Annotated in this window: 19 protein-coding genes and 1 tRNA gene; 4 read left to right on the forward strand and 16 right to left on the reverse strand. The window is 38.5% G+C overall.

What is annotated here, in order from left to right; translation table 11 throughout:
- The first annotated feature begins 301 nt into the window (after nucleotides 1–301).
- Nucleotides 302–2,671, forward strand: a complete 2,370-nt coding sequence (locus tag I6F49_RS04605; protein WP_197178707.1) for a TonB-dependent receptor — start codon at nucleotides 302–304, stop codon at nucleotides 2,669–2,671.
- 363 nt (nucleotides 2,672–3,034) lie between these two features.
- Here I6F49_RS04605 and I6F49_RS04610 read toward each other — a convergent pair whose 3' ends face one another.
- The 7 genes from I6F49_RS04610 to I6F49_RS04640 form a co-directional block, all read right to left on the reverse strand.
- Nucleotides 3,035–3,655 carry an FKBP-type peptidyl-prolyl cis-trans isomerase gene (locus I6F49_RS04610; protein ID WP_197178709.1) on the reverse strand — a complete coding sequence of 207 codons (621 nt, stop codon included), beginning with the start codon at nucleotides 3,653–3,655 and terminating at the stop codon, nucleotides 3,035–3,037.
- Between the two features lie 69 nt (nucleotides 3,656–3,724).
- Entirely contained in the window at nucleotides 3,725–4,111 is a 387-nt protein-coding gene (locus I6F49_RS04615) for a hypothetical protein (protein ID WP_197178710.1), read from the reverse strand.
- Between the two features lie 53 nt (nucleotides 4,112–4,164).
- Nucleotides 4,165–4,255 (reverse strand) — tRNA-Ser (locus I6F49_RS04620).
- Nucleotides 4,256–4,391: 136 nt separating this feature from the next.
- A complete protein-coding gene (locus I6F49_RS04625) occupies nucleotides 4,392–4,769 on the reverse strand; it encodes a hypothetical protein (protein ID WP_197139600.1) in 378 nt (125 codons plus the stop codon).
- 203 nt (nucleotides 4,770–4,972) lie between these two features.
- The gene (locus I6F49_RS04630) at nucleotides 4,973–5,521 is read right to left on the reverse strand and encodes an NAD(P)H nitroreductase (RefSeq protein ID WP_197178712.1); all 549 of its coding nucleotides are present in this window, start codon (nucleotides 5,519–5,521) and stop codon (nucleotides 4,973–4,975) included.
- A 128-nt stretch (nucleotides 5,522–5,649) separates the two neighbouring features.
- The gene (locus I6F49_RS04635; RefSeq protein WP_197178720.1) at nucleotides 5,650–6,333 is read right to left on the reverse strand and encodes an HvfX family Cu-binding RiPP maturation protein; all 684 of its coding nucleotides are present in this window, start codon (nucleotides 6,331–6,333) and stop codon (nucleotides 5,650–5,652) included.
- Nucleotides 6,334–6,426: 93 nt separating this feature from the next.
- Entirely contained in the window at nucleotides 6,427–8,388 is a 1,962-nt protein-coding gene (locus I6F49_RS04640) for an oxidoreductase (protein ID WP_197178728.1), read from the reverse strand.
- 219 nt (nucleotides 8,389–8,607) lie between these two features.
- On the opposite strand from I6F49_RS04640, the gene sppA reads away from it, so the two are divergent.
- Together sppA and ansA are read left to right on the forward strand one after the other, a co-directional pair.
- Complete coding sequence (sppA, locus tag I6F49_RS04645; RefSeq protein WP_197178730.1) at nucleotides 8,608–10,473, forward strand: signal peptide peptidase SppA; 1,866 nt, start codon at nucleotides 8,608–8,610, stop codon at nucleotides 10,471–10,473.
- A gap of 82 nt (nucleotides 10,474–10,555) precedes the next feature.
- Nucleotides 10,556–11,566 (forward strand): asparaginase, encoded by a 1,011-nt coding sequence (gene ansA / locus I6F49_RS04650; RefSeq protein WP_197178740.1) that lies wholly within the window; start codon nucleotides 10,556–10,558, stop codon nucleotides 11,564–11,566.
- 69 nt (nucleotides 11,567–11,635) lie between these two features.
- Here the strand turns inward: ansA and gndA are convergent, their stop codons facing one another.
- Nucleotides 11,636–13,009: an NADP-dependent phosphogluconate dehydrogenase gene (gene gndA / locus I6F49_RS04655; protein ID WP_197178741.1), complete on the reverse strand. Its 1,374-nt coding sequence runs from the start codon at nucleotides 13,007–13,009 to the stop codon at nucleotides 11,636–11,638.
- A 379-nt stretch (nucleotides 13,010–13,388) separates the two neighbouring features.
- On the opposite strand from gndA, the gene pyk reads away from it, so the two are divergent.
- Entirely contained in the window at nucleotides 13,389–14,825 is a 1,437-nt protein-coding gene (gene pyk / locus I6F49_RS04660) for a pyruvate kinase (RefSeq protein ID WP_166419052.1), read from the forward strand.
- 278 nt (nucleotides 14,826–15,103) lie between these two features.
- Here pyk and I6F49_RS04665 read toward each other — a convergent pair whose 3' ends face one another.
- From I6F49_RS04665 to rpmI, 8 genes are all read right to left on the reverse strand, one after another.
- Nucleotides 15,104–15,928, reverse strand: coding sequence for a LytR/AlgR family response regulator transcription factor (locus I6F49_RS04665; RefSeq protein ID WP_197178743.1), 825 nt, complete (start codon nucleotides 15,926–15,928; stop codon nucleotides 15,104–15,106).
- On the reverse strand, nucleotides 15,925–16,998 hold the full coding sequence (locus tag I6F49_RS04670; RefSeq protein WP_197178745.1) for a sensor histidine kinase: 1,074 nt from the start codon (nucleotides 16,996–16,998) through the stop codon (nucleotides 15,925–15,927). Before I6F49_RS04670 ends, I6F49_RS04665 begins: the two co-directional genes overlap by 4 nt.
- A 252-nt stretch (nucleotides 16,999–17,250) precedes the next feature.
- Nucleotides 17,251–18,807: a SulP family inorganic anion transporter gene (locus I6F49_RS04675; RefSeq protein WP_197178747.1), complete on the reverse strand. Its 1,557-nt coding sequence runs from the start codon at nucleotides 18,805–18,807 to the stop codon at nucleotides 17,251–17,253.
- A gap of 127 nt (nucleotides 18,808–18,934) precedes the next feature.
- A complete protein-coding gene (locus I6F49_RS04680) occupies nucleotides 18,935–19,393 on the reverse strand; it encodes an Lrp/AsnC family transcriptional regulator (protein WP_007375323.1) in 459 nt (152 codons plus the stop codon).
- Between the two features lie 106 nt (nucleotides 19,394–19,499).
- Entirely contained in the window at nucleotides 19,500–20,141 is a 642-nt protein-coding gene (locus I6F49_RS04685) for an MBL fold metallo-hydrolase (RefSeq protein ID WP_197178749.1), read from the reverse strand.
- A 1-nt stretch (nucleotide 20,142) separates the two neighbouring features.
- A complete protein-coding gene (locus I6F49_RS04690) occupies nucleotides 20,143–21,960 on the reverse strand; it encodes a M14 family metallopeptidase (RefSeq protein WP_197178751.1) in 1,818 nt (605 codons plus the stop codon).
- Nucleotides 21,961–22,584: 624 nt separating this feature from the next.
- A complete protein-coding gene (gene rplT, locus I6F49_RS04695) occupies nucleotides 22,585–22,944 on the reverse strand; it encodes a 50S ribosomal protein L20 (RefSeq protein ID WP_002960711.1) in 360 nt (119 codons plus the stop codon).
- Nucleotides 22,945–22,959: 15 nt separating this feature from the next.
- A complete protein-coding gene (gene rpmI, locus I6F49_RS04700) occupies nucleotides 22,960–23,160 on the reverse strand; it encodes a 50S ribosomal protein L35 (RefSeq protein WP_002960713.1) in 201 nt (66 codons plus the stop codon).
- Between the last annotated feature and the right edge of the window lie 174 nt (nucleotides 23,161–23,334).

Below are 23,334 nucleotides of genomic sequence, written 5' to 3' on the forward strand. Positions count from 1 at the left end.
AGCGTTATATAATAGATGGAGCTATTAAAAAATATAAATTATAGGTAAAAAACATAAAATTCAATACTTTAAACACTACTCTCCATAATCATTAGCAGATATTCTTTGAGGGTACTACGAGTAGATTTGTTACAGTAAAGTAGAGTTAATGCCAGATTAACTTCTATAGTAAAGCAAACAGTTTATCGGCACTTTTAGTGGTTTGAACGCAAAATACAAAGTTATACTATAACATTGTTGATTCGTTAATTTTACGGTGTTATATTATATCACAACATAATAACCACGAACCAATATATCCATGACAAAGTTAACATTAATCTCCTCTGCTATTTTTTCTGTTTTATGTTCTCAATCAGCTTTGGCTGCAACCGTTACTGGTAAAGTAATGGATGATAAAAATCAACCAATTAAAAATGCCTCTATCCATGTGCATGGCAAAAACCAAAGCGTTAAAAGTAATGATTTAGGCGAGTTTGCTATCGATATAGATGCAAACAGCCAATTACATATTAGTAAAGACAACTACATAGACTCTCGTATTGCTGTTACCGAATCTTCAAATAATCTGTCTGTGTCACTTAAACCAACATCGGTTGAAACAGTGGTTGTTTATGCCTCTGCACTTCATAAGAACAGCCTAGAAATGATTTCACCTGTAAGTGTGCTTTCAGGTGATGAATTAAGAAATAAATCTAAACCAACACTTGGCGAAACTCTTAAAGGTTTACCAGGCGTAAATGCTAGTTACTTTGGCCCTGTATCATCAAGCCCAATTATTCGTGGTTTAGATGGCCCTCGCGTTAAAATTATGCAAAACGGTTTAGATGCCAGCGATGCATCACGCATTGGCCCTGATCATGCAACATCAAGCGATAGTTTAGCTGCAGAGCAAATTGAAGTATTACGTGGTCCAAGCACCCTACTTTATGGCTCTGGCGCTATTGGTGGTGTAGTAAATGTGGTTGATAACCGCATTCCTACTAGCAATATTGACGATTTAACAGGTGCGGCTGAATACAGCCACGACACTGTATCTAACGCAAACACAGTTGCTGCAAAGCTTGAAACTGGTAATGACGGCTTTAATTTTCATTTTGATGGTACAAAACGCAGCGGCGACGATTACCAAACACCAAACTTTACTATCACCGATGATGATGGCGATGTTGAAAAAGAAGATTCAGTAGAGAACACCTTTATTGATAGCGAAACGCTTAACTTTGGCACTAGCTATGTTGGAGAGCACCTAACGGTTGGTTTTTCTTACGGCAGCATTGATACTGATTACGGCATTCCTGGGCATGAGCATCATCACGATCACGAAGGTGAAACTGAAGAAGAGCATGCAGAACATGAAGATGAAGCTGCTGAAGAGCCAGTTTACGCACATTTAGAGCAAGACCGCTGGCAAGGGCTTGTAAGTTACGCTTTTCATAATAACTGGATTGAAACCATCAACCTACGTGTTGGCTATACAGATTATTCGCACAGCGAAATTGAAGATGGCGAAATTGGTACTACTTTTAAAAATAAAACGACTGAAGCACGTTTAAATGTAGAGCATAAATTTGCTGATTGGCATGGCATGGTTGGCTATCACTACAGCGATTCTGACTACGATGCAATTGGTGAAGAAGCATTTACACCCGCGAGTGTAACGACAACTAACGCATTATATTTACTAGAAGAGCGTGAGTTTGGCGACGTGACAATAGAGCTTGGTGCACGTGTAGAAGATTACAAAATTGAAAGCCAAATCACGGCACACGAACATAGCCACGATGAAGTAGAAATAGATCATAGCGACGAAGAAACTATTGGATACAATAAAAGCTTTACCAATTTAAGCGCCTCTGCCGGTGCCATTTGGCAGTACAAGCCGGGTCATAGTATTGCGACAAGTATTTCTCACTCAGAACGAGCACCACTTTCGGCAGAGCTGTTATCAAATGGTTTACACATTGCAACTGGCACTTATGAGCTAGGTCTTGGTTACAACATTGAAGATAATGAAGCGCATTTTGAGCCAGAGAATATCAAGCAAGAAACCTCAACAAACCTAGATTTAAGCTTTAGACGTTTTAGCGGTGATTTTGGTTACACCGTTAACTTTTTCTATAACGATATTAAGAACTTTTATTTCCAAGAAAATACAGGTTTAGTTTACGATGAAGAAGATGGTTTAGAATCAGCTATTGGTGCACATGACGATGCTGTTGCGGTTTATCAGTTTACAAGTAAAGACGCAGAGCTTTATGGAATTGAGTTTGACGCACATTACCAAGTAACCCCAAGCGCTATGGTTAAAGTATTTGGTGACTCAACTCGTGCAAAACTAAAAGACGACGAAGGCAACTTACCGCGTATCCCTGCCAATAAATTAGGCTCTGAGTTACAGTACGATTTAGGTGACTTACAACTAACACTGACGGGTACTCATTACTTTGATCAAAACGATGTAACTGCATTTGAAACAAAAACGGACGGCTATACGTTATTTGATGCACAAGCTAATTACCAATTAGGTTTAGGCAGTGTAGATGCACAGCTTTATATAAACGTGGATAACATTACTGATGAGTTAGGCTTTGTGCATAGCTCATTTATTAAAGATAAAGCCCCACTACCTGGCAGAAACTTCCGCTTTGGTATCCGTGGCTACTTTTAATAGCTGACAAGCTCTTTAGTTTATATATTTAAAAACCGCATTTTATTAAGGCGGTTTTTTATTTTTAGAATATATAATATCAACACGCAGTAATACTTAATCGATTTGAAGGATTAAACCTGACGCTAACTGCGTTAATAATTTCTGATATACGACTGCATGGATGCAGGAGGTAGAGCAATGCAAAAGCAATTAGTGGTAACAACTAAACAACGAAATTTTTGCCTTGTTATCGACACAATTTTCTTAGCGAAAAATAGATCACTTAATTAAGCTAATTGGTATAAAACTCTTAAATTACAAACACAAAAAAGCCGTGTTCAAATTGAACACGGCTTTTTAAATTCTTAATTAGTAGTTAAATTAAGAAAGGATTTCGTGTAGCTCAACGTCAAATACAAGCGTTGAGAAAGGTGCGATTGCAGCACCTGCGCCACGTTCACCATAAGCAAGCTCATGAGGAACGTAAATACGCCATTTAGTACCTACAGGCATCATTTGTAGTGCTTCAGTCCAACCTTTGATCACGCCACCAACTGGGAATTCAGCAGGTTGACCGCGCTCGTATGAGCTATCAAAAACAGTACCGTTTACTAATGTACCGTGGTAATCAACACGTACTGTAGACTCAGCAGTCGGCTTTTCGCCTTCGCCAGTTGCTAGTACTTCATATTGAAGACCAGACTCAGTTACTGTGATTTCAGGACGTTTTGCGTTTTCTTCTAAGAATGCAATACCTTCAGCAGAAAGTACTTGTGACTCTTCTTCACGACGAGCTTGAATCTCTTCGTTAATTTTTTCGAATGCAGCTTGGATCTCAGGGATCTCAACTTGAAAAGCGCTACCAGCGTACGCATCTTTCATGCCTTCAAATACTGAATTTAGGTTTAAGCCTTCAAAAGGATTAGACTTAAGTTGCTCACCCATTTGTAAGCCAATACCGTAACTTGCTTTTTCAGCATCTGTAGTAAAATTATCTGACATAATGTGTTGTTCACGTTTTGTTAGTTAAAAGACACATATATGCTATCACAAAATAAACCGTGTTTGGGGCTAGTTTTTGCTGACTTTCACCTTAATTAGGCCAACAATGTAGCTGCAAAGCGGTAAAGTGAATAAAATTCCAGCAAGTAAAGGGATCGCTAGTAATCCTGACTCACCAAACAGTAAATAGGGTACGCCAAGTAGTCCTATACAACCAATAAAAATAGAACCGATTACCGGCCAATGTTTGTCGTATTTGGTAATGAGATGAGCAGCTAAAATATTAAAGCCCGCACAATAAACTAAAGCGGTAATGAGGGAATTTTCTGGTTGTGCGTCACTCGCCATTTTGACCAATAAAGTAATAGCGCTTTGATAGCAGTAACCAAACACAGTCCATAATAAAAGATGCTTTATTAATTGCTGCGAGGTTGAAAGGTTTGTTGCTTTTGTCACTTACTAAACTCCACAAAGCAAAAAACCGCCCATAAGGCGGTTTTTTTAAATAATGGTGGAGAGATAGGGATTTGAACCCTAGATGGGCTATAAACCCATGCCGGTTTTCAAGACCGGTGCATTCGACCACTCTGCCATCTCTCCGCACGGCGCGAATAATATGGTTAAACGTGTTATTTGTAAAGGGCTAAATATAAATTAATCGTAAATATTAGTTAATCGATTAAAAACAAATCACTTTACTCTTTTGTTACGCTAAAAAAGTTACAAATTTATTCGTTTAATAATATTGTTTTGGTCTGCGCGCAATCCAAGAACAAATTAAGCATGCTAATAAACTCAGTGCTGTGAATGTTACGCTTTGAAAAATTAAATCAAATCGATTTAAATCATCGCTTGGCACAACCACAAACATAAAAGCAGGTAATATGCTAAGTAGTAAAACATAGCAGCATATTTTAAATGCACGGCCAAAATCAAAACGCTTGGTCTGTTGCATCCAAACAGTGAGCAACACCAGCATGCCGATCGCAGAGCCTGCTATAAAGTGCGATGCATTTGTATTCATTGCAACATACAGTGTTACAAAGGCACCAATGATTCCCCAAATCGACCACGCTAGCCAATTCTCTTTTTCTTGTAAAAATAAATTTCCCATAGTTTTCGTCTTCTTTATCGTTATTTTTATTAAGACTTTCCATAATGTATCAAAAAACAACCGATTAAAAAACAAACTGAAGAAGATTTAGTAAATTTAGTGCTTCCAAGCGCTTCTTGCAGCCAAGCCATTAACTTTTGAATAATACTCTTTGTAACCTTAATGAATTATGACTATGTAAATTGCGCAAAGTTCATACTATTTCACAAATTACTAAAATAGTGTTCTGGCTTATGGCGAGGCGATTTTTTACAATCGACTTCTGGTGTACCTATATATAAATACCCTACTATTTCATCTTGCTCATGTAAGTTAAGTGCTTTTTTTACTGCCGCACTTTGTGCAAAGTAGCCTGTGCGCCAAATGCCGCCTAAACCTTGGGCAAATGCAGCTTGTTGCATTGCAAGCACACTGCACCCTGCACTTTGTACTTGTTCAATACGAGGAACTTTTGGGTGTTCTTGATATTTAGCAATCGCTATAACAATCATAGGTGCACGAAGGGGAAGCTCTTTCGCACGGTTAATTACTTTTTCTGCTTGTTGCTCTGCTACTGCACTTTGATGATAAATATCACCCAATTTATTACGCGCTTCACCTTCGACAATTATAAACTGCCACGGGGCAATGCAACCATGATCGGGAACGCGTAATGCTGCTTGCTTTATTATGTCGAGCTGCTCAGGTGTTGGGCCTGGCGAAGTTAGTTTAGAGTCTGATTGTCGGGTAAGTAAAAGCTCGATAGCGTTCATAACAGTTTCTCGAAAGTCAAAATACTAGAGTAACATTTAAAACCTTAATAAATAAATACTGGGAGCCTAAAACGTAAAATGACCGCACAAAATGAATTTATGCGGCCTTTCTTAAAGTAGGTTTAGCGCTATTGATTTAAAATATTTCGCTTTAACCAGAAGTCGATGCTAACAAAGCGACCTCCTCCCATAAAAAATAAGCTAAGGAGCATCGCAAAGTATATTGCAGAAAACTCTATACCATTATTTAAAATAGATGGTTTGCCTTTTTCGTAGAGGTAATCAGGAAAGCCGTGATCTTCAACTAAGCCACGGATTTTTCCTATACGGTCTTGTACTTCTAATGAATTTTCGAGGCTTTCTTTAGCACCGGGAATTGATAACCAGTCGAGTACTTGCGCAGCACTTGTTTCTGGATTAGTTGGCGCAACTGCAAACCAACCGTTATGCCAATGCACTGAGGTTGCTGCAACGACCATTGTGAACATAAGTGGGATACTGACCAAGCGAGTTAAAAGGCCAAATAATAAAAACCAACCACCTAAAAACTCACTCCAACCAGCTAAAAAGGCCAGTAAGTCTGGAAACGGTAATCCTAAACCCCATTCACTATTACCAAACCACTGAACCACATCAGGCGATGCTAAAAATTTATCAAAAAAGCCTTCTGTTTCACCGCTTATAGAGAGTTTATTATAACCCGCTATAATCATTACTGGGGCTAAAATCAGGCGAAATAGTAAAGCGGGTAAACCATCTAAAAATGATAATTTACTCAATACTGTATTATAAATATTGATTAGTTTATTCATGCGTATCCTGTGTGTTCAATGTTTATTAAGTTATAGACTATAAACAACAAAGACCGCATGAATTGAGAAACTAATTCAATTTATTTACAAATATTAAATACTTCTTGCTACTTGTAGGGCTTCAAAAATAGCGCGTTTTGCATCAATAGCTGCAGCTAGTTTAGCCCCACCAATTACATGTACTTGTGCATTTTCGCTCTGATTTTTTAGCACTTCATTATTAGAAACCTGACCAATACAGGCAATAACAGTGTCTACTGGCAGTACTTGAGTTTCGCCAGCAACATTAATAGTTAGCCCGTTTTTATCAAAACTTTGGTATTGGCAATCAGCAATTTGTTTAACACCATGCTGCTTAGCAACTTGACGATGTATCCAACCGGTTGTTTTACCAAGCTCACTACCAAAACGTCCCGCACTGCGTTTTAACATATACAATTGACGTTCGTCTTTATGCGGTTGAGGTTCACACTCAATGCCCCATTGCGATTTAAAGTCGCTAATTGTTTGTGATTTATGCTCACTTAAAAACGCAACCATATCAAAACCAATACCGCCGGCCCCTAAAATAGCAATCGATTTACCCAGCTCTACTTCGCCGCGTATAACTTCATCATAAGCAAACACACGCTTATCATCGCTACACTTAATTGATGCTTCACGTGGGCGAACGCCAGTTGCAAATACGATATCGTCATAGTTTTTAAGCATTGAATCGTCATAAGCTTTACCAAGCTCTACAGTTACTTTTAATCGCTCAAGTTCATTAGTAAAGTAAGTAAGGGTATGGTTAAAGTCTTCTTTACCCGGTATTTGCATGGCTAAATTAAATTGACCACCCATTTGCGATTTTTGATCGATTAACGTGACCTTGTGCCCTTTTTGAGCCAAGTAACAACTTGCCGATAAACCCGCAGGACCCGCACCAACTACTAATACATTTTTAGCTTTGGTTGCTTGTTCTAACGGGTAATCTAGCTCAAATGCAGCTTGTGGATTAACTAAACACGTAGCACGTTTATTTTTAAATACATGGTCTAAACAACCTTGGTTACACCCTATACAAATATTAATTTGCTTAGATTGATTATTTGCGTATTTATTAAAAAACTCTGGATCGGCAAGTAATGGGCGAGCCATTGAAATTAAATCGGCTTCGCCTGCATTTAAAATATCATTAGCAATGTCTGGCGTATTAATTCGGTTAACAGCAATAACTGGCACGCTCACCACGTCTTTTAAACGTTTTGATGCTTCTTTAAATGCACCTGGCGGCACCATACTCGCAATAGTCGGTACACGTGCTTCGTGCCAACCAATGCCAGTGTTAAAAATATCAACGCCCGCTTTTTCAAGCTCGGTAGCTTGAATAGTTACTTCATCGGGTGTTGAGCCGTTAGGAATTAAATCAATAACCGACAATCTAAAAATGATTAAAAATTGTTCAGATACTTTTGCCCTTACCGCTTTTACTATTTCAAGCGCAAGTCGCATTCTGTTTTCTAGGCTGCCACCAAACTCATCTTCACGTTTATTGGTGTGTGGCGCCATAAACTCATTAATCAAATACCCTTCAGAACCCATCACCTCTACGCCATCGTAGCCGGCTTTTTCAGCCATATAGGCAGAATGCGCAAAGTCTTTAATTGTTTTTTTAATAGAGCTAAGTGACATCGCTTTAGGTTTATAAGGATTAATAGGTGCTTTTATTGCACTGGGTGCTTGGTTAAATGGGTGGTATGCATAGCGACCTGCATGTAATAATTGCAAACAAATTTTTCCGCCGTGCTTATGCACCGCATCTGTGTACGCGCGATGTTTAAATACATCGTAATAACTATTAAATGAAGATGAAATGGGTGTTAACTTGCCACGTAAATTTGGGCTGTATCCGCCCGTAATTAACATAGCAGTGCCGCCTTTAGCACGCGCTTCATAAAAAGCACGCAAGCGCTTGCGGTTATGCCAGCCTTCTTCAAGGCCCGTATGCATTGAGCCCATGACTAAGCGGTTACGTAATTGTGTGTGTTTTAATTGTAATTGTTGTTCTAACATCCTGTGCCCCGTTAACTGGTCTAACCTGTATACATTAGCTAATTCTGCTTTAATGGCAAGCAATAAGCAATATGTGCCTTCATTTAATTAAAAATAGCTGTAAAAACATGTGCTAATACCATCTCATAAACACTTCGTTACGATTTAGCAGTTAAATTTATTTTTATTCTAGGCTAAGATGGAACTAATGTATTAACTGTACCAAATTAAGGAGCTATTTTGATAGCAAAGGTATTTAAAGGTATTTGGGCTGGAATCAACTTTTCACGCCGTTTAATACTCAACATTCTGTTTTTATTACTGGTCATCGTTTTTTTCGTTTCGCTTTCAAGTGACGACGATAAAATAATTGTAGAAAATGGCTCTGTGCTTAGGCTTAACCTTAATGGCCCTATTGTTGAGGAAAAAACTTATATAGATCCAGTCGAAGCTGCAATTAGCGATGCTACTTCTGGTTCTGAAGCGCCAAGCGAAATTTTACTCGACGATATTGTTGAAGTAATAAACGAAGCGACTAAAGACGACCGTATTACGGTGATGCTGCTTGATTTACAAGAAATGCCTAAAGCGCATTTAAATAAGCTCAAGCAAATTACTAATGCTATTGATTCATTCAAACAAGCAGGTAAAAAAGTAATTGCATCGGGTTATTACTATACTCAAGCACAATATTATATTGCATCACATGCTGATGAAATAGCTATGCACCCGTACGGTAGCGTAGGTATTGAAGGTTATGGCATGTACCCACTTTACTTTAAAGATGCTCTTGAAAAGCTTGAAGTAACGCAGCATATTTTCCGTGTTGGTACATTTAAGTCAGCGGTAGAACCTTTTATTCGTAACGACATGTCTGATGCAGCTAAAGAAGCTAACCGCGTTTGGTTAGGCGCTCTTTGGAGTGAATACAAACAAGATGTTGCCGCTGTTCGCCCTTTTGATGAGTCAAACTTTGACGAAACAATGGACGTATATCTTGAAAAAATGAAAGCTGCCGATGGCGATGCAGGTAAATATGCACTTGATCACCAGTGGGTTGACTCATTAAAAACTAATCAACAAGTTCGCAAACAGTTAATTGATTTAGTTGGCGCACAAGAAGACGGTAAAACGTTTAAGCAAGTTTCATTTCGTGAATACTTGAGCTTGGTTAAACCTCCTATTGAATTTGATAATCCTATTACTGAAAAAGTAGCCGTTGTTGTTGCTAAAGGTACGATTGTTGATGGTGAGCGTAAAGCCGGTGAAATTGGTGGCGACTCTACAGCAGCCCTTCTTCGTAAAGCGCGCCTTGATGACAAAGTTAAAGCGGTTGTACTACGTATAGATTCAGGTGGCGGGAGTATGTTTGCCTCTGAAGTTATTCGTGCAGAAGTATTAGCACTTAAAGCTGCTGGTAAGCCCGTTATTGCATCTATGAGCTCTGTAGCTGCATCGGGTGGTTATTGGATTGCTTCTGCTGCAAACGAAATTTGGGCAGCACCGAGTACTATTACAGGTTCAATTGGTGTGTTTGGTACGTTCATGACATTTGAGAAAACTTTATCTAAAATTGGTGTTTATTCAGATGGCGTTGCAACCACCGAAATGGCTGGTTTTTCAATCACTCGCCCACTTAACGAAAAAATGGGTGAAGTAATTCAAATGAGTGTTGAAGAAGCATACGGTCGCTTTTTAAATGTTGTCGCTGATGCGCGTAATATGACACCTGAGCAAGTTGATAAAATTGCCCAAGGTCGTGTTTGGATTGCATCTCAAGCGCAAGAACTTGGTTTAGTTGATAAGCTAGGCGACAAACAAGATGCGATTGAAGCCGCTGCTGCACTTGCTAAACTAAATCATTATGAAGTTAAAACTATTAAACAAGATTTAAGCCCGCAAGAAAAAATGATTCAAGACATTTTTGGTAACGCGTCTATTAAATCTATGCTTGGTTTTCAAACACAAAAAACATCAGTGTTAGCAACGCAAGCTAACTTGCAAAGCGTTATTAACCAATTAAGCACTGAAGTAGAAAACCTTAAAGATTACAACGATCCACAGGGTGTATATGCTCGTTGTTTAGTGTGTAACGTTGCACAATAAAAGTGCACCTACTACTCTAAGCAGCTGTATTTAAAGTTACTTAACGTTATACTAAGCCCAGTTTTTTTACTGGGCTTTTTTTATGAAACGTAAACGCATTTATATCGCTTATACAGGCGGTACTATAGGGATGAAAAAATCGAGCCGAGGCTATATTCCGGCTGAAGGTTTTTTAACAGAAACAGTGGTTAATAACGCAGAGTTTAACCGCGATGAAATGCCTTTATTTGATATTCACGAATACTGCCCGCTTATTGATTCATCAGATATGTCTCCTGAGCATTGGCAACTTATTGCTGATGACATTAAAAGCAAATATCAAGACTATGACGGCTTTGTTGTCCTACATGGTACCGATACCATGGCATATACAGCCTCAGCACTGTCATTCATGTTCGAAAATTTAACTAAACCTGTGATTGTAACAGGCTCACAAATACCACTATCTCAATTGCGATCTGACGGACAAGTTAACTTACTCAATGCCATGTATTTAGCAGCCAACTACCCTATTGCTGAGGTAAGCTTATTTTTTAATAACCAGCTATTTAGAGGTAATAGAGCAACTAAAGCACATGCTGATGGTTTTAATGCATTCGCCTCACCCAATCTCGATCCTTTAGCGCTATCAGGTATTAGCATTGAGCTTATTAAAGGCCAGCTTAGCCCTTATGTTGAAAACGAACTTCAAGTAACCCCTATTACACCTCAACCTATTGGTGTGCTTTATTTATACCCTGGTATTAGTCAAGAAGTGGTTAAAAGTTTAGTTAATGGCAGTATTAAGGCGCTTGTGTTACTTAGCTTTGGTGTGGGTAATGCACCACAAGATCCTAACTTTTTATCAATACTTGAAGATGCAAGCAAGCGCGGTGTCGTCATTGTTAATTTAACCCAGTGCTTAAAAGGCCATGTAAACATGGGCGGTTATGCTACAGGTAATGCGCTGTTAAATATTGGTGTAATTAGTGGGTACGATATGACCCTTGAGGCCTGTTTAACTAAATTGCATTATTTATTTAGCCAAAAGCTAGAGGTCGAGACGATTCGTCATTTAATGCAAGACAATTTACGTGGTGAGTTAAGCCGTTAAATTTCGCAAAGCTAAAAATACAAAAGGCACGCTAAATAGCGTGCCTTTATCGTTTTAAACAACTGTTTATTATCTAACTTTAGCGTCAATATCTACTAGGTCAGTTAAATGGCATGTTTCACCACTGTGGGTTTTTACGCCATGCTCACCAAAGTAATCACGCTGGGCTTGTACTAAATGCCCATTACTCGGTGTCGTTAATGTTGCTAAATATGTTTGTGTAGCGCCCAATACTGGAAATGCTAAACCCGTCATTATTGCTTGGCCGGTAATTTTTCGTAAAGAGTTAGACTCTTTTTCAAGGGTATCAATAAACTGAACACCTTGTGCAACACTATCAAGGTAGTCAGCACGAATAATACAACCAGCACGCCACGTTTGAAGCGTTTTAGATAAATCAACTTTCCACTGGTGAGTACGAGATGCACCTTTAATTAGCGCTAAACCTTGACGATATGCAAGTAAACTTGCAAGTAAGAAGGCTTCTTTTAGCTCTTCTAGATCAATCTCAACACTGTTAGTTGATTTAGACGCATATGACATTTCTTGTGCAGCTGTTGTATTACACGCATTAGTTAAATGACGAGCTTGTACAGCAGCAACGAGTGATGGCACAGCAATGCCAAGCTCTAATGCATTTTGGGCAGTCCAAAGGCCAGTACCTTTAGCGCCTACTTTATTATCAATTAAATCTGCAAGCGGCACATTATTATGATTTTCAAGTGACAATATATGGCTAGAAATAGAGAGTAAGTAGCTGTTTAATTGACCTTCTGACCAGTCATTAAATATCTCAGCAACTTCTTTAGGTGAACGGTCTGTGCCGATACGTAGTAATTGATATACTTCTGCAATAAGTTGCATAAGTGCATATTCAATACCGTTGTGAACCATTTTTACAAAGTGTCCACTGGCTGATTGACCAACACGTGCAAAACACGATTCGCCATTAAAGCTTGCTGCAGCTTTTTCGAACCAAGGTTCTATTCGACCCCAACCGCCTTCAGAGCCACTTGCCATCATTGCAGGACCGTGGCGAGCACCTTCTGCCCCACCTGAAATGCCCATAGTGGCAAATTCAAATTTATTTTGGTATTTGAGTTTGCGAGTTATACCATCTTTATAATTACTGTTACCGCAATCAACAATGATATCGTTACATTCTACGCCTGCTTCAACTAGTTCATTACAAACAGAATCAACTAATTCGCCAGCAGGAACAAGTAACAAAATAGAACGAGGTGCTTCTAAACGTCTAACCATGTCTCTTAAGTCAGAAACAATGTGAAGCCTATCAGCCATGCCTTGAGATTTAGCACAACTTAGTAACTCTTCACCCGCATGTGGGTTTTTGTCATAAGCGACTAGCGTTATCCCTTTTTCAATCAAGTTTAGGGCAAGATTTTTCCCCATAACGCCTAACCCTACTAATGCAACTTGCATTTAGTGTCCTCCTCGGTAACAACTATTTGGGTAGAAAATTCAGTGTATAAATTAAATAATACCGCGTGCATTATACTCATGCAGTCATAAAATGCTAACCATGAGCAAGTAACAACATGCTTTTTTATTACAGATAAATAAGCTATGTAATTATATCAAACATCGATGCTCTCGGGTTGACTAAAAGCAAAGCTAATTGAAATTAAGATCATTGACGCATTCTGACACCGGTGTCATAATGATGACACAATAGTTTTGTATAAAATAGTGGCAAACATTTGAAGTTTGCTCATAACTAAAATATTTTGTTCTAATATAGTTAGATTAAGTCAACAAAATAATCGTCAACATGCTTTCACCAAGCACTCAGGAGAAATTGATGCTAAGACGCACAAAGATAGTCGCTACCCTTGGACCTGCTACCGATAGAGATAACAACCTAGAAAAAATTATTATCGCTGGGGCAAATGTAGTACGTTTAAACTTCTCACATGGTGTTGCCCAAGATCATAAAGACCGTGCACAAGCAGTGCGCGATATCGCAAAAAGATTAGGCAAGCATATTGCTATCCTTGCTGACCTTCAAGGTCCTAAAATCCGTGTTTCTACTTTTAAAGAAGGTAAAGTAACACTTGCTGTAGGTGCAAAATTTACCCTTGATGCAAAAATGGAAAAAGGCGAAGGCGACGTAAACTCTGTAGGTATCGACTACAAAGAGTTACCTAACGATGTAACCACTGGCGATTTACTTTTACTAAACGATGGCCTTATCCAACTTAGTGTTGATGAAGTTGCTGGGCATTTAGTACATTGTACTGTAACTGTTGGTGGCGTTTTATCTAACAATAAAGGCATTAACCGTTTAGGTGGTGGCTTAACGGCTCCAGCATTTACTGAAAAAGACAAAGAAGATTTAATAACTGCCGCTGAAATTGACGTAGATTACATTGCCGTATCATTCCCACGTAGTGGCGACGATATGCGCTACGTACGCTCACTTGCTGAAGCTGCTGGTTCAAAAGCACAACTACTTGCAAAAATTGAACGTGCTGAAGCCGTTGAAACACAAGAAGCCGTTGATGACATTATTCTAGCGTCTGACGCAGTAATGGTTGCTCGTGGTGATTTAGGTGTTGAAATTGGTGATGCTGCACTTATGGGCAAGCAAAAACTAATTATTCGTCGTGCTCGTTCATTAAATCGTACTGTAGTAACAGCAACGCAAATGATGGAATCGATGATCGATAACCCTATGCCTACACGTGCAGAAGTTATGGATGTGGCAAATGCTGTTCTTGATGGTACTGATGCTGTTATGCTTTCAGCTGAAACAGCAGCGGGTGATTATCCTGAAGAAACAGTGGCAACTATGGCACGTGTTTGTTTAGGTGCTGAGTCGCAAAAAGAAACACACGTTTCTAAGCATCGTTTAGATAGTCGTTTTTCTAACAACGCTGAATCTATCGCGCTTTCTGCTATGTATGCAGCTAATCACTTAGATTCGGTTAAAGCAATTATCACACTCACTGAATCTGGTAGTACGGCTAAATTAATGTCGCGTATAAGCTCAGGTTTACCTATCTACTCGCTTTCTCGTCATGCAAGCACATTAGGTCAAACTGCACTTTATCGTGGTGTTTACCCGGTGTTTTTTGATTCTACAAAAACTGAAAAAGACGGCATGGTAAAAGCAGCACTTGATACACTTGTAGCTCAAGGCTCACTACAAGCTGGCGATACAGTTATTATTACTCACGGTGACTCAATGGAAACTGTGGGCGCAACTAATACAATGAAAATTGTAACCGTTGCATAATTAATACCAATTCGCTTAATTAAGTGATCTATTTTGAGGATAGAAAAACGTGTTGATAGCTAGGCAAAAAACTCGCTATTTAGTTGTTCTCGGCAATTGCTCCTGCATTGCTCTACCTTCTGCATCCATGCAGTCGTAAATGAGAATTTTTTAACACAGGTAGCGACACGTTTAGTCCCGCAAAATGATTAAGTATTATTGCGGATTGGTATAATTACTAAATATAAAAAATGCGAGCTTAGCTCGCATTTTTTGTATCTGTAGTAAAAGCGTTGGTTTTAACTTGCTAGTGCTGCTTTTACTTTATCACGGTAGCTACGGCTTACTTTAAGCTCTTGTCCGTTTTCAAGTACTAATAAATACTCACCACTTACCTGCGTAACTAACTTACTAATTTGCTTTGTATTTACTATTGCACTGCGGTGTACGCGTACAAACAACTGAGGGTCGAGCTCTTGTTCTAGCTCTTTCATTGTTTTACGTAAAATATGTGTTTGACCATCTTCACAATGTAAACACATGTAGTCGCCAGCAGCATCAACCCATTGAATAGTAGCAACGGGGACTCTAACTATTTCCCCCTGCTCTTTTACAGCGAGTGACTCTGGGTAACGCCTGTCTGTTAAGGTGTCGCCAGTGGCTAATTTTTTTAGAATTTCTTCGCAATTATTACCAGTGATCCCGGCTACAAAACTCGCTAGTTTTTTCTTATGGGCGTTGTCTTGCTGCGTTTTTAAGTAGGTATGCACTTTTTCTACCGCCTGTTTTAGTCTGTTATCATCAACGGGTTTTAAAATGTAATCTAAAGCATGAATTTCAAACGCTTTAACAGCAAATTGATCAAAAGCAGTTACAAACACAATAGCAGGAAGCACTTTTGTGCTTTCACTAAGCGCTCGGGCAACTTCAAAGCCATTCATGCCTGGCATTTGAATATCTAGAAATACTAAGTCTATTTTTTCGTTTTTACATGTTTCAATAGCATCAGCACCTGAGCTGCATAGTTTGATTACTTCAATATCAGCAAACTCTGCAAGCCTTACATCTAAACCTTTACGTGCTAATGGTTCATCATCAACAATAAGTGTTTTTATTTTTATCATTTCTTCACAGCCTTCTCAAACGGGATTCGCAGATTAACTTTTAATCCACTTGGCGTATTATGTGATAATACAAACGAATAATTATTCTCGTAGAGCGTTTTTAATCTATCTTTTGTGTTTGCTACACCAACGCCCTGTGCATTGACTAACTGGCCATCTTTTATGTCTGTACCTGGGCCGTTATCGCCAACTTCTAATAATAATTCGTTAGCAAACACCTGCGCTTTAATATCTATTACACCACCTTCTGTTAGATGAGCAATAGCATACTTAATTGCATTTTCAATAATCGGTTGCAAAATTAAGCTTGGCAATAATGCTTGTTTAGCTTCCTCGCTTACTTCAACGTTAACTTTTAGTCGTTCGTCAAAACGAACACGTTCAATTTCAAGGTACAACATAAGTGCATGCAGCTCTTGCTCCAACGGTACTTTTTTAATTGGATCGGTATTGAGTGTATAACGCAAAAAATCACTAAGCTTCGACACCATTAAATTAGCATCTTTGTTTTCTTTTACCAAAATTAATGTGGAAATAGCATTAAGTGTATTAAATAAAAAATGAGGATTAAGTTGGTATCTCAACATTTTTAATTGTGCTTCGTGTGCCATGGTTGTCGCTTTAAGCGCTTTTTGGCGTTCACCTTGTAACAATTGATAATACTTAACACCAAAATATAATCCGCTCCAACACAGTATAATATAAACTGAATCTAAGCCTTGTTGCAGGTAATAAAACCACTCCTCAGGCCTATAGCCATGGCGATATATTTCCCACAAATTAAATTTTTGAACAACAGCCCATAAAGTACCTGTTATATAAGAGGCACCAAATACTACAATCATTAATACCCAGGGCGAAGCATTCCAAATTTTACGGTAGATATACCTAAGCGGCACTGTCATTAAGCAACCAGCGTAAGCATTGAGTAAAATAACAAATACGTAAATATCACGCATTTCAAATACTTTAGAGCCAATATAATTTACTAACGCATAACCAATCCAGCCTGCAATTTGCAAAAGCCAAAAAAAGCGTTGTCTGTTATCGACTAAAGATTGCCAGTTCAAAATAGATATTTACTCCGTATAGTTAAAGACTAATTTTATAAAATAGGCGTTTGTTATTCTTTATTATTTTTACCTATGTAGGGATGATTTTTATAAAATTAGGTAGTCTTATTATATAGATTTATGAGTTTGCATAGCACTACAGCCTACCTTGCTTTTTAAGAGTCTTACCGCAAACAGATAGTCGAAGCACTAAAAAAGCGAAAGGTTAATTCACCTTTCGCTTTTTAGACATAAACAGCTTGGTGTAAATTAAGCTAGTTTGTCTGAGGCTACTTTATAAGTAGGATCTTCAATTACATTTACTTCAACTAAATCGCGTGCTTTGTGTAGTAACTGCGTACAGTCTTTACTCAAATGACGTAAGTGAAGTTGCTTACCCGCTTTAGTGTACTTATCAGCGAGTGTATCTATCGCTTCTATTGCACTGTGATCTGATACACGGCTATGTTTAAACTCAATAATGACATTTTTAGGGTCGTTTTTAACATCAAACAATTCTGCAAAGTTTTTAACTGAACCAAAGAAAAGTGGACCATGTAGCTCATATACTTTAGCCCCGTCTTCATCAATGTAGTTCGTTGTGTATATGTGTTTAGCATGCTGCCAAGCAAATACCAGCGCAGATACAACAACACCTACACACACTGCAATCGCTAAATCAGTAACAACCGTAACACCCGATACAAGTACTATTACGAAGGCGTCAGATAGAGGCACACGCTTCATCATTTTAAAGCTAGCCCATTCAAACGTACCTAATACAACCATAAACATAACACCCACTAGCGCAGCTAATGGGATCATCTCAATTAAGCTTGAAGCAAAAATAATAAACGCCAGTAGCATTAAAGCGGCACTAATACCCGATAAACGCGAGCGACCACCTGAGTTAATGTTGATCATTGATTGACCAATCATTGCACAACCACCCATAGCACCAAACATACCACAAGTAATATTTGCAGCGCCTTGGCCTATACACTCTTTATTACTATGACCACGGGTTTCTGTAATCTCGTCAATTAAACTAAGCGTTAATAAAGATTCAATTAAACCAATAGCCGCTAAAATAAGTGCATAAGGAAAAATGATTTGCAGCGTTTCAAATGTGAACGGTACCATTGGAATATGAAATTGCGGTAAACCGCCAGCAATTGTTGCAGCTTCGTCGCCAGTCATACCTTTTAAGAAATCAACAACAGTATGCGCTTCTAAATCCAAGCCAATTACTAAAGCTGTTACTGTAATAATAGCAACTAGCGTAGAAGGTACAGCCGTAGTTAGTTTTGGTAAAAACTGAATAATAGCCATCGTTAAAGCCACTAATCCAAGCATAATGTATAGCGGATTACCCGTCATCCATTCTTGTCCACCCATACCATCAGGGACTTTAAATTGCCCTAATTGGGCTAAAAATATAACAATGGCTAAGCCATTTACAAAACCAAGCATTACCGGATGGGGAACCATGCGGATAAACTTCCCGAGCTTAAAGACACCGGCGAGTATTTGCAGTATGCCCATGAGCAGCACAGTTGCAAATAGGTACTCAACACCATGATCAAGTACTAAACTTACCATAACAACAGCTAGTGCACCGGTTGCACCTGAAATCATACCAGGGCGGCCACCAAATATAGCCGTAATTAAACCAACGATAAACGCGGCATATAGACCAACTAAAGGTTCTACATTTGCAACAAAGGCAAACGCAACAGCTTCTGGAACTAAGGCAAGCGCCACAGTTAATCCAGATAGAATATCGTTTTTAGCAGAGCTAGGCGCCCTACTGAGTAAGTTAAACATTGAGTTCCTCAAATGGAGTTATGGGTATAAAAAAAGCGCTAAATTCTATCAAAATAGCGCTCAGTTAACAATTGTCATTGTGCGGTAAAGCTAAACTAAAAGGGGTTTAGCTTTACAAAGAAGTGCTTTATAAAGGAAGAGAAGTACTGCGTTTTACACATGTCATAGTTACGTTAGAATGTACTTCCTGTACATATTCTAAGCTTAACAAGTTATCGCGAACAAAGTGCTCATACCCTTCAATGCCTTGTGAAATTATGCGCAGCATAAAGTCCATTGTTCCGGCCATTGTGTAACACTCTGTGACTTGATCGTAACTCATTATAAGTTTTTCAAATTCAGCAAGGTTCTTTTTACCGTGGTTTGATAAACGCACATGTGCGTATACCAGCATATCAAAGCCAAGCTTTTTCTCATCTAAAAGAGCCACTTTGCTTTTTATATAACCATCTTGCTCTAGCTTGGCAATTCGACGCCAGCATGGAGATTGAGACAAGCCTACTTTATCTGCAATTTCTGCGGTTGATAAACTAGCATCTTGTTGTAAAAGTGCCAATATTTGGCGATCTACGTGATTTAGAGACATTTTATTTCTTATTTATCAAATAAACTGGTTAAATTATACAGCCATTTTAAAACACAGTCTGCTTATTTTTAATTTTTATACAGTTAACTAACCTTAAATAAGTTATTTAACCAAACTTACCACTGACAAAGGGATTTGTTTGTTTTTCAAAACCGACTGTCGTGTCGCTTCCGTGTCCAGCTAAAATTTTAGTGCTATCCGGCAGTGTAAGAATTTGCGTTTTAATTGATTCAATAAGTTGCTCACTATTCCCCTTAGGAAAATCAGTGCGCCCTACTGAGCCCTTAAAAATAACATCACCTACTATAACGCACTCGTGCTCTTGTTGATAAAACACAATGTGACCTGGTGTATGCCCCGGGCAATGTTTCACTAAAAAGCTAAGTTTACCTACGCTTACGGTGTCGTTATGGTTTAACCAAATATCTGGATAAAACGGCTCAATAGCTTTAAACCCGAACATTTGTGCTTGCATAGGCAAGTTTTCAAACCAAAAGTACTCATCTTTTTGTGGACCAATAATTTGTACGTTAAATTGATTTCGCAAAATATCTGCCGCACCCACATGATCTAAATGCCCGTGCGTTAACCAAATAGCATTTAGTTTTAATTTATGCTCATTTAGGGCCGCGATTATTTTTTCTGCATCGCCACCAGGATCCACAACTACCGCTTGTTTAGTTTCGCTACACGCAATGATACGGCTATTCTGTGCAAATGCAGTGACGGGTATAGTTATTATTTGCATATTAGATTTCTTTACTTTTTTGATCCGGGATAACCACTTCTTCTTCGAATGACATAAGTATCGGATACTTTAAGTACGCTTGATCATAAAATGGACTTTGCTCATATAACCAATTTAATCGTGCATCAGCGTCATTCGCGAATGATTTATCTTTAAGCTTCTCGTCAAACTTAAGCGCTAACTTTGGATTGTCTTTTAACATTTGGCGTGCAAACGGAATTAGCGCATAATTTTCCATGTACTCAGTACGCTGAAAAATTGTATTAAATTCCCCCCAAGCAAAAAATGAATCAGGTGCCTCAGGGTGCAACAAATGCACAGCAAGCTCACCTGCTTTTTGTTGGGTATTGACTTGATACCAACCATCTAAATCGACATTGATAGCAGGCACATAATCAAAAGTTGCTGACACTCTAAAACGCCCTTCAAATGGTGCTTTATCAAACGTATAGTCTTTTACTTTAGCTACTTTTAAAGGCTGTGTATTCGCCCCTTCAAGTTTATTAATAGAGACACCGTGTAGCTTTAACTTTTCAACAATATTGCCATATACAGGCGGAATAAAAAACGCTTTAGGGACCTCAACTGTGTGCTGTACATCTTTTTGCCAATAAATAGGTAAGTCGGTATAGGTGTGTGCTTTACCTAAATACTTAACTTCATTTTGGCCAGAAAGTGCATTCATGCTTGATGAATACTCAATACCTTTAAACTGCGCAATTGTATCAGCTTGCTTGGAATAGCCACGCTTTACTATTAACTGTTTAGGAACAAATTCCTGTTCTTTTTTTACTGCATTAGCTAATTCATGGCTGTGCTTTGATAGCGCAGTAATAGCACCATCTAAAAATACGTAAGTTCCTAATACACGTTGCTTGTAAGGCTTCAATGAGTGGTTTTCTACTAAAATAGTCGGTAATGACTTTAAATCGCCCCAACCATTTGAAAAGCGCGGCGTGGCAACCCATCCCGCTAATCCTTTTTTAAAGTCGCGCTTGTCCATAACAAAAACAAGTGGCCCTGGCGTGTGGCCTTGTTCAGCCAGCGTATCGTCAATCAGAGGCTTAAAAAACTGGTTTAGTGCATCAGATACCGCAGGCGACTCGCTTGAAAATACTGGATTGTAGCCATAAGTCACATCGTATTGGTAATCTGCACCATCGGTTACGTGTACATCAATGTATAAATTTGGGTTGTAGTCGTTAATAACCTTTAAAACACTTCTAACTTCTGGCGTATCAAGTTTAGTAAAATCACGATTTAAATTAAGGTTGTTTGCATTTGTTCTAAAGCCCATTTTTGCAGGGCCCCGTTGATTGATGCGATTGAATGCACTGCTACGTTCGTGTCCATCTACATTTAAAATAGGAATAAATAATATGTTTACCTTTTTTAAAATGTCACGACGCTTACCCGTCGCTATGTCTCTAAGTAGCATAAACATGGCATCTTTACCGTCTATTTCGCCAGAATGAATACCTGCCTGAATAAAAATAGTCGGCTTTGTACTATTAGCCATTTGTCTTGCTTCAAAAAAGCCTTGCTCACTGGCAATTAGCATTTTTATTGCACGCTTGCTATTACTATAGCCAATAATTTGAGATTGAAACTGAGTCGGATTTGCAGCAACTAACCTATCTACGAATGCCATTGTATTTGCATAATTTGGTGACGCTTCACCTGAAGATAATTCAAAGTCGGTAGTTAACGGACCTTCTTTTTGTAAAAGCTCTACACTTTTTCCTTGCCACTCTATGAGTGGAGGTAAGTGCGCGTCATACGCCACACTTGCAGATAAAACTAGTAAACTTGCAAACATAAAATTCTCTAACAAACGCCTCAATTATATAAATTATATCAACTAAATTTTTTATAATGAGAAAACTGCGGTGATTCAACAAAAAAATACAGCCAATTACATGTCACTCATTCACGCATGTCTTTTAAGGCTTTATAACACTATTAAGTACAGTCATTCATTACATTACTATTTATACCAATTCCAATAAATAGCTGATCTATTTTACTTGCTAAAACAACCCATTTCTTTGTTGTAAATTTCGCAAAGGGAACACCATTTACATCAATTTACGCCTAGAACTGAATTATTTTTTCGGCGTAAAATTTAGATCACATACTTAATGGAATTGGTATTATAAACCCAATTTAAAAAACACATAAAACAACTCCGCTAAATTATTAAAACCAAAGTAATACCAATCCGCAATAATACTTAATCATTTTTAGGAGCTAAACGTGTCGCTACCTGCGTTAAGAAATTCTCATTTAGAACAACTAAATAGCGAATTTTTTGCCTAGCTATCAGCACGTTTTTCCACCCTCAAAATAGATTACTTACTTAAGCGAATTGGTATAAGTTATTAAATTACAGGCACAAAAAAAGGAGCCATAGGCTCCTTTTTTAATACTTATATGAAAAAGCTTAAGCGGCTAGGCCTTCTTTTGCTTTTTCTACAAGCGCTGCGAATGCAACTTGGTCGTAAACAGCGATATCTGCAAGGATCTTACGATCGATTTCTACAGATGTCTTTTTAAGACCATTGATAAAACGGCTGTAAGACAGACCATTTTGACGTGAAGCAGCATTGATACGTGCAATCCATAATTGACGGAAAGTACGTTTCTTCGCACGACGGTCACGGTAAGCGTATTGACCCGCTTTAGTAACAGCCTGGAAAGCTACGCGGTAAACACGTGAACGTGCTCCGTAGTAACCTTTTGCTTGTTTTAAAACTTTTTTGTGACGTGCACGTGCGACAACGCCGCGTTTAACTCTTGCCATTTCTAAAAACCCCTATTAAGCGAACGGTAACATACGTGAAACTAGACCATGGTCATTTTTATGAACCATCATCTTAGGACGTAGGTGTAACTTACGCTTAGAAGTTTTCTTAGTCAGAATATGACGAAGATGCGCTTGTTTACGCTTGAAACCGCCAGAAGCAGTCTTTTTGAAACGCTTAGCAGCGCCACTGTGACTTTTTAGCTTATAAGCCATTGCAATAACTCCAAATTGTATTGCTTTTAAATTAGTAAGCAGGCGTGAGATATATTTCTATAGCTCCACTTTTAGGCCTAACTTACTGCCATGTTCCGGTGAAGACCCAGCATAAATGCCGCAATCTTACTTTAAAACCGGTTAACTCAGGTGAATATTCGCATATTACTTGCA

It is taken from the genome of Pseudoalteromonas sp. SWN166, from assembly GCF_015864485.1.
Classification (GTDB): Bacteria; Pseudomonadota; Gammaproteobacteria; order Enterobacterales; family Alteromonadaceae; genus Pseudoalteromonas.

Excerpts from the sequence above, each read along its gene's own strand:
- I6F49_RS04605 (WP_197178707.1), top strand. The coding sequence starts at position 302 with ATGACAAAGTTAACATTAATCTCCTCTGCTATTTTTTCTGTTTTATGT.
- I6F49_RS04610 (WP_197178709.1), bottom strand. The coding sequence starts at position 3,655 with ATGTCAGATAATTTTACTACAGATGCTGAAAAAGCAAGTTACGGTATT.
- I6F49_RS04625 (WP_197139600.1), bottom strand. The coding sequence starts at position 4,769 with ATGGGAAATTTATTTTTACAAGAAAAAGAGAATTGGCTAGCGTGGTCG.
- I6F49_RS04630 (WP_197178712.1), bottom strand. The coding sequence starts at position 5,521 with ATGAACGCTATCGAGCTTTTACTTACCCGACAATCAGACTCTAAACTA.
- I6F49_RS04635 (WP_197178720.1), bottom strand. The coding sequence starts at position 6,333 with ATGAATAAACTAATCAATATTTATAATACAGTATTGAGTAAATTATCA.
- I6F49_RS04640 (WP_197178728.1), bottom strand. The coding sequence starts at position 8,388 with ATGTTAGAACAACAATTACAATTAAAACACACACAATTACGTAACCGC.
- ansA (WP_197178740.1), top strand. The coding sequence starts at position 10,556 with ATGAAACGTAAACGCATTTATATCGCTTATACAGGCGGTACTATAGGG.
- gndA (WP_197178741.1), bottom strand. The coding sequence starts at position 13,009 with ATGCAAGTTGCATTAGTAGGGTTAGGCGTTATGGGGAAAAATCTTGCC.
- pyk (WP_166419052.1), top strand. The coding sequence starts at position 13,389 with ATGCTAAGACGCACAAAGATAGTCGCTACCCTTGGACCTGCTACCGAT.
- I6F49_RS04665 (WP_197178743.1), bottom strand. The coding sequence starts at position 15,928 with ATGATAAAAATAAAAACACTTATTGTTGATGATGAACCATTAGCACGT.
- I6F49_RS04675 (WP_197178747.1), bottom strand. The coding sequence starts at position 18,807 with ATGTTTAACTTACTCAGTAGGGCGCCTAGCTCTGCTAAAAACGATATT.
- I6F49_RS04680 (WP_007375323.1), bottom strand. The coding sequence starts at position 19,393 with ATGTCTCTAAATCACGTAGATCGCCAAATATTGGCACTTTTACAACAA.
- I6F49_RS04685 (WP_197178749.1), bottom strand. The coding sequence starts at position 20,141 with ATGCAAATAATAACTATACCCGTCACTGCATTTGCACAGAATAGCCGT.
- I6F49_RS04690 (WP_197178751.1), bottom strand. The coding sequence starts at position 21,960 with ATGTTTGCAAGTTTACTAGTTTTATCTGCAAGTGTGGCGTATGACGCG.
- rplT (WP_002960711.1), bottom strand. The coding sequence starts at position 22,944 with ATGGCAAGAGTTAAACGCGGCGTTGTCGCACGTGCACGTCACAAAAAA.
- rpmI (WP_002960713.1), bottom strand. The coding sequence starts at position 23,160 with ATGGCTTATAAGCTAAAAAGTCACAGTGGCGCTGCTAAGCGTTTCAAA.